This window comes from Spirosoma sp. 48-14, from assembly GCF_001898575.1.
Classification (GTDB): domain Bacteria; phylum Bacteroidota; class Bacteroidia; order Cytophagales; family Spirosomataceae; genus Spirosoma.
On the sequence record NZ_MKUD01000003.1, the window covers coordinates 170988 to 184588 of the forward strand.

Genomic DNA, 13601 nt, shown 5'->3' on the forward strand with positions numbered 1-13601 from the left:
CTGGTATTAGAAGCGTTATATGTTCGGGTAAATAGACTTAAAAATAATACCCGTTGTGAAAGAACGACCTTGTGAGATGGTAGCTGTTATTTCCCGGTAGCCCCATGCAAGCTTTTTTGCCAAAATAGTGTTATCCCAATAGCCCCGGACAATGATCGGGGAAGTAGCTACTTTTGTGAATGACTTATTTTGACGATCTGCTCGACCTTCTGAAAATTGAACGAGCCGAAGACCGCGCCCAATACCAAAAACTCACCGAAACCACATCCATTGCCGAACGACGGGCCAACGGCCTGGCCTGGTATCCGATTGCCATTCGGGGCTCCGAGATGAGCCGGGGCGATTACCTGACGGTTGAAGTTGAACGCACGACGCATCAGGATATTCCGCATCAGCTCCGGTTTGGGGCGCCAGCCGTTCTGTTCAGCAACCACGATCCCAAAACGGACCGGGTCGAAGGAACGATTACGCACCAAAGCGGAAACCGCGCCAAAATAACGCTGCGTACCGACGAACTTCCCGACTGGTCGCGGGATGGCAAACTGGGTATCGAAGTACTGTTTGATGAGAACAGCTACAACGAAATGGAACAGGCTCTGAAGACGGCGAATACCCTGAGCAACAAAGCGGATAGTCGGCTTATTCAGATTCTGACGGGCGAAAAAGCCCCTACCTTTCATTCGAAAACCCCAACACTTACGCTTCCCCGTCTGAATCCAAGTCAGGTGGCAGCCGTCGAAAAAATAGTATCCGCTAACGAACTGGCCATTGTTCACGGACCGCCGGGTACAGGTAAAACGACCACGCTCATTCAGGCCATTAAAACGCTGATCAAACAGGAGCATCAGAAAATACTGGTGGTAGCTCCCAGTAATACGGCTGTCGATCTGTTGAGCGAGAAACTGCACGACGAAGGACTAAACGTACTGCGAATCGGTAACCCGGCCCGCGTATCCGACCGCCTGATGGCCTTGACGCTCGACCATAAAGTATCGGAGCATAGCGCCATGAAAGAGGCTAAAAAGTTAAAAAAACAGGCTAACGAGTTCCGAAACATGGCCCATAAGTACAAGCGAAATTTCGGGAAAGCCGAGCGCGAACAACGCAAGGCTCTGTTCGACGAAGCCCACCGGATCATGAAGGATGTAGCCAATACGGAGCAATACGTCATTGACGATCTACTTGCCAAAGCACAGGTGATTACGGCCACGCTGGTCGGTGCCAACCACTACACCGTCCGCCAGTTGACATACCATACCGCAGTCATCGACGAAGCGGGTCAGGCACTCGAACCCGCCTGCTGGATTCCGATTCTGAAAGCGCAGAAACTGGTATTAGCGGGAGATCATTGTCAGCTTCCGCCCACCATCAAATCGCCCGAAGCGGCCCGCAAAGGTCTGGCTAAAACCCTACTCGAAAAATGCGTGGAGCTACACCCCGAAGCCGTCTCATTGCTGGATGAGCAGTACCGTATGCATGAGCACATTATGGGTTACTCGTCGCAGGTATTTTATGAAAACAAGCTGAAAGCCCATGCGTCGGTGGCCCGTCATTCGCTGTTTGAGGGCGATACGTCGCTGGTATTTGTCGACACGGCCGGTTGTGGCTTCGACGAAAAACTGGACGGCACCAGTTCGACCAATCCCGAAGAAGCAGCCCTGCTGATGCGGCATCTGAGCCAGCAAGTCGCTGATTTAGGGAGCCATTATAGCGTACAGAACTTTCCGACCATTGCGATCATCTCGCCCTACAAGCAACAGATCAACATCCTGAAAGAGCAGTTACTGCAATACCCGGACCTATTGGCCTATGGCAATAAAATTTCGGTGAACACCATCGACAGTTTTCAGGGGCAGGAGCGCGACATTGTCTATATCTCGCTGGTCCGCAGCAACACCGAGGGCGACATTGGCTTCCTGTCCGACATTCGCCGGATGAACGTTGCCATGACCCGCGCCCGTAAAAAGCTGGTGATCGTTGGCGACAGTGCCACTCTGGCCAGCCTGCCCTTTTACGCCGACTTTATCACCTATGCAGAATCCGTGAACACCTACCAAAGCGCCTGGGAATGGATGGAGTAGGATGATAGTCTACCACCATCTCTTGTATTTTATCTCAAATGCATAATTTAGAGGGCAATCTCAAAGACATTACTATGGATAACATCAGCAAGTTTGTGAGCTATTTGTTAATTGAGACAAACTACACCATCGAACAAATTGCCATTATTGCATCTGTATCGGTCGATTTTGTTAAATGTGTTTAGCAAAAGCTTTTTCATAACAAGTAATTCTTGTGACAGAGTACATTATAATAAAAGTTTTCTGTCATTACTTACCAGCCCTCTTATATCATGCGCAACTACCTTCTTCTGCTGGTGCTGTTATTTGCTTTACCTAGTCAGGTGCTTTTCGGGCAACGGACCAATACGACTTATCCGTACAGCATCCCGTTTCAATTGACCAGCCATAATAACCTATCGGTCAGAGCAGTACTCAACGAGCAGGATACCGTAAAGCTGATGTTTCATACGGCTGCCAATGCTGTCACCCTGACCGAAGAAGCACTTAAAACCGTAAAAAGCCTGACCTTCGCCGGAGCCGACAGTGTAAAAAGCTGGGGCGGTTCCAACAATACATCGCGGTTCAGCACGAACAATCGACTCCAGATTGGCGGGCAAACGTGGCCCAATACGCCCATTTGGGAAAACAAAAACTCAGGACCCGAAACCGATGGCAAATTTGGTATCGACCTGTTCGAAGGCAAGGTGATTGAGCTGGACTTCGACACCAACCGAATGACAATCCACGAAACGCTTCCCGACAAAATTGGTCAGTATGAGAAGCTAAAACTGATTGTCGACAACGGCATGCTCTTTTTGGAAGCCCATTGTATGGTTGGCAATCAGACGCTGAAGAACCAGTTTTTGATTCATTCGGGTTATTCGGGAGCGATCCTGCTGGACGATCAGTTCGTCGCTGGACATAAACTCGATGACGTTCTAACCGTGATTAGCGAAAAGGAGTTAAAAGACTCCTTTGGCAACGTCATAAAAACCCAAAGAGCGATTCTGCCGGGATTGACGATTGGGAGTCAGACCTTGGCCGATGTGCCCGTTGGTTTCTTCAAAGGCGCCCTCGGCCGACAAAAAATGAGCATCTTGGGCGGTGATATTCTAAAGCGATTCAACCTCATCATTGATGCCAAACGCGAATATGTTTACCTGAAACCGAACCGATTGCTGAAAACCGCTTACTCCGCCAGTTAACGTCGAGCCATGTCCGATTCGCTACAAAAGCACATTCGAAAGTTCATCACCATCGACGATCAGGAACTTGCCGATGCCTTAACGTTCTTTCGGTCGGTCGATCTCAATAAAAAGGAAAATCTGCTGGTTGAAGGACAGGTTTGCAAATCGAATTTCTTTGTAGTAAACGGCTGCCTGCGTATGTTCTTCGTCAATGAAAAGGGTGTTGAACAAACCGTACAGTTTGCCCTTGAAAACTGGTGGCTTTCCGACTATACATCGTTCTCTACCCAAAAGCCTGCGGTATTTTCGATTCAGGCCGTCGAAAAGTCGGAAGTCCTGGCCATTGACGTTGCTCAACATGAGGAGATGCTGAGTCAGCACCCTCGTCTGGAACGGTATTTTCGGCTCGTTCACCAACGGGCACATGCAGCCGCCCAATATCGGATGAAGTACCACTACGACCATTCACGGGAGGAACTGTACCACGAGTTCGCCCGGCTCTTCCCGGAGTTTGTGCAACGAATTCCGCAATACCTGCTCGCTTCGTATCTGGGTTTTACGCCCGAATATCTGAGTGAAATCAGAAGCCGGAAGCATTCTTAAACTGGTTTAAGAAGTCTGGCCTACGGGCGGATTTACCTTTGTTCCAACCAAAACAACACAGCAATGGAACAACGAGTAACTATCCAGCAAACGCTCCCTGCGGTCTGGAAGGCTATGTATGGATTATCGGCCAGTGTCAGCCAACTAAGCATAACACCGATTCAGAAAGAGCTAATCAAAATCAGAGCGTCGCAACTCAATCAGTGCGCTTTCTGTCTGAATATGCATACGCGGGATGCACTAAAACTCGGCGAAACGCCACAACGCATTTTCCTGCTCAACGCCTGGAAAGAAACGAATCTGTTTACCCCCGAAGAAAAAGCAATTCTGGCGCTGACCGAAGAAGTAACCTTGATTCATCAGCATGGGGTTTCGGACGCTACCTATCAACAGGCTGAACAATTCTTTAGCCCCGAAACCATTGCCGAAATCATCATGTCGGCTGTGGTCATCAACGCCTGGAACCGCATTGCTGTCAGTACAAATCTGCCAATCGACTAAAGCGCATCGTCTACAACGTTTCAGTCACAAGCCCAGGAAGAATGACAAGAATTTCATTCTTCCTGGGCTTGTGCGTTCGTACCCATTTGATCCATGCAGAAAACTCTACCGAATTACTTATCTTTGCAGTGCTAACACAACCAGCTCATCCCAACATGTAAGATCTAAGTAACAGGATACTCCTCACATCCTGAGTTCCAGCCCAACGGAACGTTTGACAGCTTCTTGTCAGATCGTCAACGAGCAGTTCCTCTGTGCGTTGGCCTATACTTAGCAATCATGTAATCGACTATCGTCTGAGCCATCCTGGCTAAACTATTGGCCGGTTTATACCCGCAAAGGCCACGATTCCTCTATACGGCCCGTTTAATCGGGGCTCGTATGGCTGTTTACATTCATCTTCTACATTCCTCTCTCATGAGTATTGTTGTGAACGCACTTTCCTATATCTATCCCGATCAAGAAATTCGGTTTCAGCACATCCACCTGTCGGTAGCTACTGGCGACAAAGCAGCCCTGGTTGGCCATAACGGGTCGGGTAAATCTACCTTATTACAACTCATTGCAGGTAAGCGGATACCTTCCGAAGGAGAAGTTAGCCTCTCGGAGAATCTATATTATGTCCCACAACATCTGGGTCAATACGACGCTCAAACGGTCGCTCAAGTCCTGGCAGTGAACACGAAACTACAGGCCCTGCATGCCATCCTGGAAGGCGATGCAAGCGCGGACACATTCGCCCAACTGAACGACGAATGGGATATCGAAGAGCGCGTACAAACGGCTTTGTCGTACTGGCATCTGGATCATGTAGATCTGAACCAACCGATGCGCAGGCTGAGCGGTGGTGAAAAAACGAAAGTTTTTCTGGCAGGCATTCTCATCCATGAGCCAGGTATTATCCTGCTCGATGAGCCATCGAACCATCTGGATACGCAAAGCCGCGAATTGCTGTATACGTTTATTCAGAGAATCAACGCGACGATGCTGGTGGTTAGCCACGACCGGGCTTTGTTAAATCGGCTCGATACCACGCTGGAATTAAGCAAAAGCGGCATTGAGGTTTTCGGGGGCAACTACGATTTCTATCGGAAGCAGAAAGTAGGCAAACTAAATGCCTTACAGGCCCAGCTTGACGAAAATACCAAGTCGCTCAGGCAGGCTCAGCAAAAGGCCAGAGATCTGGCCGAACAACGTCAAAAACAGGAGTCTCGTGGGAAGGCGCAGGGCAAAACACAATCACTTCCCCGGATCATTGCAGGCGGACGAAAAAGTCAGGCAGAGCTGAGTACAGCAAAACTGAATGATGTTCAGAACGAAAAACTTACTGACCTATCCGACAACCGGCAACAAATCAGGAGCCAGATTCAGGATTATCAGATTCTGAAAATAGATCTTCACCCGTCGGATTTACACCGGGGTAAGATTCTGGTCGAAGCACAAAACATCAACGTTTCCTTTGGTGAAGAAATGCTTTGGTCGTCTCCGCTAAGTTTTCAGATCCGCTCCGGCGACAGAGTCCGCATTTCAGGAAAGAATGGTTCTGGCAAAACAACGGTGATCAAGCTGATAACGGGCATTTTACAGCCGTCGACAGGAAGCCTTTATCAGGCCGATTTTCGCTTTGCATACATTGATCAGGAGTACTCGCTTATCAACAAAAAACTAACCGTCTATGAACAACTTCAGCACTATAATAGTCGCCATTTGCCGGAGTCGGAGTTGAAAATGATGCTGTATCGTTTCCAGTTCCCCCGCGAAACCTGGGACCGAAACTGCAACGAACTGAGCGGTGGCGAAAACATGAAGCTGACGCTTTGTTGTCTGGTGGTAAGTACGAATGCGCCCGATCTATTGATACTGGATGAGCCGACCAACAACCTCGACATTCAGAGTCAGGAGGTGCTTACATCGGCTGTTAAGGACTTTAGCGGTTCCATCGTCGTTATTTCGCACGATCAGTACTTCATTGACATGATCCGTATCGACTCGACCATGGCGCTAAGTTGATCCTGCTTTTCGGCATTTCGCCATCGCTACACTCCTCTTATCCCATACTAATTGAATGGGCAGCCAATCAGCCCTTGCTTTGTCGCAAAATAACCTGAACGATGAACTGGACGGCTGCACAACAGGAAGCCTTACTGGACGTGATCCGGCGTCGCAATGAACGCGATCATTTGCAAAAACAACTGGAACGGACCCAAGCCGAGCTAACTACGCGTCAGCAGCAACAAGCCAACCTTCGAACCGAATGGCAGGCAGAACAGGCCGACGTTGACCGACTGGACCGGCTTAGTTGGGCTAGTTTGTATTATGATTTACTGAATACAAAAGAAAAACAGCGTAGTAAGGAAGAAGCGGAAGCACAGCAGGCCCGGCTTCGCTACGATGTCGTTACGGCTTCGGTCGATGAGCTGACCCAACAACTGGCCGAGCAGAAAAATCGGCTCACCGCCTATGCAACCGTCGACACTGACTATGATCGATTCATTCAGGAGAAACGAATTGCGTTGAGCTTTTCGGCTGGTTACGTGGGCAATCAGTATCAACAACGCCTGGATAATCTCATGGCGCAAAACCGGCAGTGGCAGGAGTTAGAAGAAGCCCATAAAGCAGGCTTACAGGCACTCAATGAAGTGTTCCGACTACGAAAACTGCTTGAGCAGGCCCGTAATTGGGGCACCTGGGATATGCTGGGCGGATCGACAATTGCTTCGATAGCCAAGTATCAGAAACTGGACGATGTGCGCGATCAGTCGTACCGGGTTACGCAAAGTCTGGAACGGTTCCGGGCCGAATACGCCGATCTGAATCAGGCATTTCTGACCGAATGGCGGTTCGACCATACAACTACCCGATTCGTGGATATTTTCTTCGACAATATTTTTACCGACTTGTCTGTCCAGTCACGCATCCGTTCGGCGGCTCAAACGGCACAGGCCCTCGAAAACCAGTTGGTTAATGAGATAAGCAGGCTTAAAAAGCAAGTTGAACAGGAGGTTGACCAGGCCCGACAAACATCCGACGCTTTGCAGAAATTCCTGGAAACAGCATAGTTATAGCAAGGGTGTTACAATGCGTACTAATCGTTGAGCAACAAACACTACATCATTCGAAAATAGACAGGTAGCGCTGGATCGACGCATCGAATACTGCCCGCCCGTTTTCCGGAATGAGCATACCCTCAAAAGCGCCATACATCCGATCGAACGAAACCCCAGCCATTCGATCCCGAATCTGTTCAATAGCTTTCTTGGGCAAGGGAATAAGATTTGGGTAGCTGTACATAAACGTAACGAGTCGTCGGCTGCGGGCTACATAGATGGTATCGCCAGTCAGGAGATTATTATGCCCGGACAAATCAGGCTGAAGGAATACACAGCTTCCGGGAAAGTGACCGCCCGTATTGATGATCACCATACCATCCCAAAGTGCCTTCCGCTCTCCGTTCCAGAATTCGATGGCTGGAGTAGGTTTTGAACCCAGACGGCATCGTTCTGATGGATATAGACCGGGCAATCAAAAATCCGTGCCCATTCGGCCATCAGGCTGTAGTAATGCGGATGCGAAATGACGATGGCTTTCAAACCACCTTTCGCTCGGATAAAGGCAATGGTTGGCTCGTCGAGATACGGCAGACAATCCCACAGTACATTGCCCGATTCGGACAGAATCAGAAAGGCTCGCTGACCGATGGCAAATGCGGGGGTAATCCGTAAGTCGTATAGTTGGTCGCTAATCTGACTAAACCGAATGGTACGATCTTTTGCCAATGTAGCCAGGCTTGTCCACATCTGACCATTATCGCCAATATACTGCCGTTCATCGTTACAAATCAGGCACAGCCTGGGTAAGACACTTCCGACCGGGTATTGTGTTCCGCAGGTCGCGCAAATGGTCTGGTCGGTGGTATAGTTTATGGGCATTGGCATCACATTTTTCTTTCGACAGGATTGACAGGATGAACAGGATTTTACAGATAGAGCAATCCTGTTCATCCTGTCAATCCTGTCAGAAAATTACTTTTTCTCCAACTTCTTCAATTCACTCTGGATGTAGTCTTTCGAGAGCCAGTTTGTTCCGATCATGACACCTTCGATGTTGCAGGTCTGGTTAATGTCGTTCAGGGGATTTCCGCTCAATAGTACCAGGTCGGACACATTGCCGGTTTTGATTGTTCCCCAATCTGGTTTATTGAAATAGGATGCCACATTAATCGTTCCGGTACGGAGCGTTTCGTAGGGTGTCAGGCCCGCATCGACCAGGTATTTCATTTCGTGATGGATCGAGAAACCCGGCACATTAAGCACTTGTGGCGCATCGGACCCCAGCAGCAACTCGACACCACCTTTCTGACATTCATAAATCAATTTACGGCGGATCTGAATCAATTTCTCGGCATGTTCTCTCGAAAAGTTAGGATTGTTGTTGTAGCCAGTCTTCTGATTTAACCAGTTCGTTATCTCCTGCGGTTTCATGTACTTGAACTCAGGCGCATTCGCAAAGGCATCGGCAGATAGTGGCGAAAGCCAGCGTTCGGCCAGTGCCTGCGTTGGTACCACCCGGATATGTTTGTCGCGCAGCCCCTTCACCAGTTTCGGAATCTGCGACGCATCGGCCCGGTAGGCAATCCACGACGCAAACAAGCCCGTTTCCGGCTCGGCCAGCGTATCGGCGCGTGGTACAATCGCTTCTACGAACCCATCGAGATGGTCGATCGACGAGTACCCCGCATCGATAGCTCGCCAGACGCCCACATTGAACGATACGTGTCCCACGAAGCCAATACCCACTTCATGGGCCGTTTTCGCAATAGCCGGAAAGGTTTCTTTGGTAAGACCAGGATGTAGTTTGAGAAAATCGTAGCCAGCCGCTTTCTGCTCGCGCACCATTTCGGCACCGCGCTCGGCAGTTTTAACGGTTTGCCCGTTAAACGATGGTCCCGTGGTATAGAAATGCGGTCCCAGAATTTCACCACTGTTAATTTTGCTGCGTAGTTCGAGATGTTTAGGATGACCCAGCATACCCCGAATGGTGGTAATGCCATTCGCCAAATACAGCATGAGCACGTCTTTCATAGCCTGAATATCATCGTTGGGCGGAACGTGGGCGTGGATTTCGGCCCAGCCGGGCGTCAGGTATTTCCCTTTGGCGTCAATTACCAGCGCATCCCTGCTAAACGTTACGCTTCCCTCGTTTCCTAGTGCCGTTATCCGACCATTTTTCACGACAACGGTCTGATTCTCCACTACGCGTTCCCGGTCCATTGGGATCACATTTACCGACCGAAACACAATGTCACGTTGCGCATTGCTGGTGAGGGTTTGTGCCGGGAGCAGGGCGCAGGGAGCCAGGAGCAGTACACCAAGTATAAGGGAAAGCAAGGTTCGCATGGGAAGAAAGGGTTTGTTGTCTGAAATAGCTATAAACGATGGTGAACCAATTTCGATCCGTTCCGATTGGATACTAAGTAATTGAGCAAACAATATCCTGATAATCAATTGCTCAATCACTAATTCGCACAATCACTCAATCAGGTTGGTAAATTTATTTATTTCAGTATCAATAACCGACAACTCATTCACGAACAAGCTACTCATGAAAGTAAAAACAATTATTACCGGGGCCACAGGTATGGTCGGTGAAGGTGTCCTGCTCGAATGCCTGAATCATCCCGATGTGGAGCAGGTGCTGATTATAAACCGTAAAGCCAGCGGTTTTGCCCACCCAAAACTTCGCGAGATCGTCCACAACGACTTTTTTAATCTGACGCCGATTGCCGACCAACTAACGGGATATAATGCCTGCTTTTTCTGCCTGGGTGTTTCATCAGTAGGTATGAGCCAGGAGGAATACAAGCACCTGACTTACGATCTGACCCTCAATTTTGCGGAGCTTCTGGCCAAGCAAAGCCCCGATCTGACGTTTTGTTACGTTACCGGAGCAGGAACCGATAGTTCAGAACAGGGTCGAGTTGCGTGGGCACGGGTAAAGGGAGCGACCGAAAATGCCGTGATGCGGCTATTCAAACGAGCCTATATGTTCCGACCGGGCTTTATGAAAGCCACTCCTGGCCAGAAAAACATAAAGAGTTATTACACTTTTTTAGCCTGGTTATATCCCATCGGACGGGCGCTTTACCCAGCCGGTTTTTGTACCCTGAAGGAAGTTGGTCAAGCCATGGTCAACACCGTTACCAAAGGTTACGAAAAGCAAATTCTGGAGGTGAAGGACATTGTCGAGCTGGCTAAACGCTAACAGGGCCCTTTCAAGGTTTCAGCGTCTTATGCCAACTCGCCCCTCTGAGCGTACTACGGTAGAAACTACTTGTTTTCAGCTTAGTCGTACCAATTGAATCAACAACATATTCCCGTATGCCTTTTTTACGTCCCGTCTTATTCTTAGTTTTTCTCTTCACAATTTCTTTCGGTAGTCTGGCCCAACAGAACCGCAAAACCGAGTCGGGCAATCCCGTTTTCCCAGGTTGGTATGCCGACCCCGAAGGCACTATTTTCGGCAAGAAATACTGGATTTACCCAACCTATTCGGCTCCGTATAATCAACAGGTGTTTTTCGATGCCTTTTCGTCGCCCGATTTGGTAAACTGGACGAAGCACAGCCGGATTCTGGATTCGACCGCCATAAAATGGGCTAAACGAGCCATGTGGGCACCCGCTATCGTTGAAAAAAGTGGTAAGTATTTTCTGTTCTTTGGCGCCAACGACGTGCATGAAGGCGAAATTGGTGGTATTGGCGTAGCAGTAGCCGATAATCCGGCGGGGCCGTTCCGGGATTACCTTGGTAAACCGTTGGTGGGCCAGATTCACAATGGTGCCCAACCCATTGATCAGTTTGTTTTTAAAGACAAAGACAATCAGTATTACCTAATCTACGGCGGTTGGGGGCACTGCAATATTGCTCGATTGAAAAACGATTTTACGGGTTTCCTTCCTTTCCCCGACGGCACCACCTTTCGCGAAATAACGCCTAAGAACTATGTAGAGGGCCCAATCATGTTTGTTCGGAAAGGCGTTTATTACTTTATGTGGTCGGAAGGAGGCTGGACAGGGCCCGATTATTCAGTCGCCTACGCCACCTCGACATCGCCGTTTGGTCCGTTTGAACGAGTCGGTAAGATTCTACAGCAAGACCCCCAGGTAGCAAGAGGTGCAGGTCATCACTCCGTTATTCAGATTCCCGGAACCGACGAATGGTATATTATTTACCACCGCCGACCATTAACCGAAACCGATGGCAACCACCGTGAAACCTGCATTGATCGCATGTATTTCGACGAAAAAGGAGCCATTAAGCCTGTAAAAATTACCGTCGAAGGCGTTAAAGCGCGACCTTTACATTAGGCACGAAAATACATCTGCCGCCATCAGGTGATTTCTACGATGAATGTTCACTTTGGAATAAGTGTATATTCATTGACCTGATCGCCAGTTTTGGGATTGAGCGTGTTTCGGCGAATAACCAGTTGATTCGTGCTCCACTTCAGCAGGGTAAACTCAATCAATCCTTCCGTGCCATAGGGCTCTGGAGTCAAGCCCCGGAACGTAAGATTCTGGTTATTATTTGTAAGCTCCCAGGTCCCTGTAAACGTATCGCCTGTAAACTCAGTGTAGGTGACGCTGTTCTGCTGAAAAGCCATCTGAAACTGACTATATCCGGGATAAATATTACTCAATGAGCCCTCTCGATACACAATAACCGTACCTTCCTTCACTTCAGAAGCCTTCCAGTTCCGAGTAAGATCGGGGCCAGGAACAGGGGCTTTGCATTGGCTCAGCAACCCTAAAAACAGGCAAAGACAGAAATAGTGGACACGTTGTGTTTTCATGGATGGTAGCTATTGTTTGACAAACCGAAACACTTTATACCGCTCGCTATCAAGTACTTTTAAATAATATACACCCGTCGGCAGACCCTCAACCGAAACATCCATCACACGGCTATTACGCTCCTGTTGAAACTGTAGAATCGATTGACCAACAGCATTTTGCACCGTTAGTAGCCAACGCTCACTACTGTTCATTTCAACAGTAACTACTTTTTGTGCAGGGTTTGGATACAGTTTGCCTTCTGCAACCGAAGATGACAGGTCGGTGATGATAACCAAAACAGTTGCTGTATTGGAATAAGGTGATGTATTGGTTCCGTTCATCGCCCGAATACGGTAGGCATAGCGCGACTGTGCCCGTAAACGCTCGTCTTTATAGGTAGTGGTGTTAGCGGATAAACTGCTGATTTTCGCAAAATCCCCTCCGTTTACAGACCGTTCCAGTTCAAAGCCTGTCTCAACACTGGCATTATCTTTCCAGGATAATACAGCCGAATTGCCTACGGCGGTACCCACCAGATCCCCCGGTGCTCCTAAATCGGTTAGGGTGGTCGCGTCGGCAATGTTCGAATACGGAGATGCCCCTGATTGATTTATTGCCCGAATCCGATAGTAATAACGTGTATTGGCCGTCAGGTTAGTGTTTTGATAGGTGGTTACATTGGCTCCAACTTCTGTAATTTTCGTAAAGCTTTTGCCATCACTTGAGCGTTCGATGTCAAAACCGGTTTCATTCGTCGAGGCATCGGTCCAGGTTAGATTGATCTGGCTGCTGCTGATAGCAGTAGCGACCAGATTTGTTGGAGGGCTTGGCAGTATTGTACCCGGGTTTTCAAATGTTTTAGCATTCACAATGTGAGTGTAAGCAGAGCCTGCGCTGCCTTTCAGGCCACGTACCCGATAATAGTAGGTCGTACTGGCCGTCAAGCCCGTACTCGAATAACTTACCACATTAGAACCCAAAACAGCAATCCGACTGAAACTTACCCCATCTCCCGAACGCTCTACCTCATAACCCGTCTCGTCGGTCGACCGATCCGACCACACCAGATCAATCTGGGATGAGGAGACAGCCGTCGCCTTTAAATCCAGCGGTGACTCTGGACCCAGCTCGTAATCCACCACATTGGTGTAACCAGAAACGATGCCCCCCTTGATGGCCCGCACCCGGAAGTAGGTTCGGGCAGAGGGGGTCAGGTAAATCTCGTACTGGGTGGTGTTGGCTGCGACCGTTGCGGCTTTGGTGAAGCTGGTCCCGTTGGTCGAGGACTCGATCTCGAAACCGGTTTCGTCACTGGCGTTATCCTTCCATTTCAGCAACACATTGTTCATATTGTTGGCCAGCAAGGGTGTCAGCGTCAACTCGGTAGGGGCATTGACCGAATTACTCAGGGTGGT

Annotated in this window: 13 protein-coding genes; 8 read left to right on the plus strand and 5 right to left on the minus strand. The window is 49.0% G+C overall.

Annotated elements, in window-relative coordinates; all coding sequences use genetic code 11:
* The first annotated feature begins 179 nt into the window (after window positions 1-179).
* From BGO59_RS05235 to BGO59_RS05260, 6 genes are all read left to right on the plus strand, one after another.
* A complete protein-coding gene (locus BGO59_RS05235) occupies window positions 180-2081 on the plus strand; it encodes an AAA domain-containing protein (protein WP_293681616.1) in 1902 nt (633 codons plus the stop codon).
* 272 nt (window positions 2082-2353) lie between these two features.
* On the plus strand, window positions 2354-3268 hold the full coding sequence (locus tag BGO59_RS05240; RefSeq protein WP_293681619.1) for an aspartyl protease family protein: 915 nt from the start codon (window positions 2354-2356) through the stop codon (window positions 3266-3268).
* Window positions 3269-3277: 9 nt separating this feature from the next.
* Window positions 3278-3853: a Crp/Fnr family transcriptional regulator gene (locus BGO59_RS05245; protein ID WP_293681622.1), complete on the plus strand. Its 576-nt coding sequence runs from the start codon at window positions 3278-3280 to the stop codon at window positions 3851-3853.
* Window positions 3854-3916: 63 nt separating this feature from the next.
* Window positions 3917-4354: a carboxymuconolactone decarboxylase family protein gene (locus BGO59_RS05250; RefSeq protein ID WP_293681625.1), complete on the plus strand. Its 438-nt coding sequence runs from the start codon at window positions 3917-3919 to the stop codon at window positions 4352-4354.
* 417 nt (window positions 4355-4771) lie between these two features.
* The gene (locus BGO59_RS05255; RefSeq protein WP_293681628.1) at window positions 4772-6364 is read left to right on the plus strand and encodes an ABC-F family ATP-binding cassette domain-containing protein; all 1593 of its coding nucleotides are present in this window, start codon (window positions 4772-4774) and stop codon (window positions 6362-6364) included.
* Between the two features lie 101 nt (window positions 6365-6465).
* Window positions 6466-7413 (plus strand): hypothetical protein, encoded by a 948-nt coding sequence (locus BGO59_RS05260; protein WP_293681631.1) that lies wholly within the window; start codon window positions 6466-6468, stop codon window positions 7411-7413.
* 52 nt (window positions 7414-7465) lie between these two features.
* Here BGO59_RS05260 and BGO59_RS05265 read toward each other — a convergent pair whose 3' ends face one another.
* The 3 genes from BGO59_RS05265 to BGO59_RS05275 all read right to left on the minus strand — a co-directional run bounded on the left by BGO59_RS05265 (window position 7466) and on the right by BGO59_RS05275 (window position 9750).
* The gene (locus tag BGO59_RS05265) at window positions 7466-7777 is read right to left on the minus strand and encodes a hypothetical protein (RefSeq protein WP_293681634.1); all 312 of its coding nucleotides are present in this window, start codon (window positions 7775-7777) and stop codon (window positions 7466-7468) included.
* Window positions 7771-8283 (minus strand): MBL fold metallo-hydrolase, encoded by a 513-nt coding sequence (locus BGO59_RS05270; protein WP_293681637.1) that lies wholly within the window; start codon window positions 8281-8283, stop codon window positions 7771-7773. Before BGO59_RS05270 ends, BGO59_RS05265 begins: the two co-directional genes overlap by 7 nt.
* 93 nt (window positions 8284-8376) lie before the next feature.
* The gene (locus BGO59_RS05275; RefSeq protein WP_293681640.1) at window positions 8377-9750 is read right to left on the minus strand and encodes an amidohydrolase family protein; all 1374 of its coding nucleotides are present in this window, start codon (window positions 9748-9750) and stop codon (window positions 8377-8379) included.
* A 205-nt stretch (window positions 9751-9955) separates the two neighbouring features.
* Between BGO59_RS05275 and BGO59_RS05280 the strand changes: the two genes are divergently transcribed.
* Both BGO59_RS05280 and BGO59_RS05285 read left to right on the plus strand, forming a co-directional pair.
* The gene (locus tag BGO59_RS05280) at window positions 9956-10615 is read left to right on the plus strand and encodes an NAD-dependent epimerase/dehydratase family protein (protein WP_293681643.1); all 660 of its coding nucleotides are present in this window, start codon (window positions 9956-9958) and stop codon (window positions 10613-10615) included.
* Between the two features lie 116 nt (window positions 10616-10731).
* Window positions 10732-11718: a glycoside hydrolase family 43 protein gene (locus BGO59_RS05285; RefSeq protein ID WP_293681646.1), complete on the plus strand. Its 987-nt coding sequence runs from the start codon at window positions 10732-10734 to the stop codon at window positions 11716-11718.
* A 47-nt stretch (window positions 11719-11765) separates the two neighbouring features.
* Here BGO59_RS05285 and BGO59_RS05290 read toward each other — a convergent pair whose 3' ends face one another.
* Both BGO59_RS05290 and BGO59_RS05295 read right to left on the minus strand, forming a co-directional pair.
* The gene (locus BGO59_RS05290) at window positions 11766-12203 is read right to left on the minus strand and encodes a hypothetical protein (protein WP_293681649.1); all 438 of its coding nucleotides are present in this window, start codon (window positions 12201-12203) and stop codon (window positions 11766-11768) included.
* 9 nt (window positions 12204-12212) lie between these two features.
* The coding region (locus BGO59_RS05295; RefSeq protein WP_293681652.1) for a fibronectin type III domain-containing protein at window positions 12213-13601 on the minus strand (1389 nt) is incomplete at its 5' end.